Annotated in this window: 1 protein-coding gene and 1 pseudogene; both read left to right on the forward strand. The window is 65.8% G+C overall.

The features are described from left to right. Nucleotides 1-140: pseudogene (locus tag EN807_RS37340) on the forward strand (glucose-1-phosphate thymidylyltransferase); the annotation flags it as partial. Further along, nucleotides 133-278, forward strand: a 146-nt coding sequence (locus EN807_RS35170) for a dTDP-4-dehydrorhamnose 3,5-epimerase family protein (RefSeq protein WP_135938133.1), incomplete at its 3' end; no start/stop codon positions are given. The pseudogene EN807_RS37340 and the gene EN807_RS35170, both read left to right, overlap by 8 nt.

Genomic DNA, 278 nt, shown 5'->3' on the forward strand with positions numbered 1-278 from the left:
GCCCGGAGGAGATAGCGCTGGAGCAGCACTGGATCAGCGCCGACAAGGTTCTGGATCGCGCCGCGCGGCTCGGCAAGAACGAATATGCCGCCTATCTGCGCCGGCGGGTGACCGATCTGATGGAGGAGCAGGGTGCTTGAGGTCAGGCCGCTCGGCCTCGACGGCGTGCTGGAGATCGTGCCGAAGCGGCATGGCGACGCGCGCGGTTTTTTCAGCGAGACCTGGAATGCCGAACGCTTCGCCGAAGCCGGCATCGACCTCGCCTTCGTGCAGGACAA

Source organism: Mesorhizobium sp. M5C.F.Ca.ET.164.01.1.1 (genome assembly GCF_004792125.1).
GTDB lineage: Bacteria > Pseudomonadota > Alphaproteobacteria > Rhizobiales > Rhizobiaceae > Mesorhizobium > Mesorhizobium wenxiniae.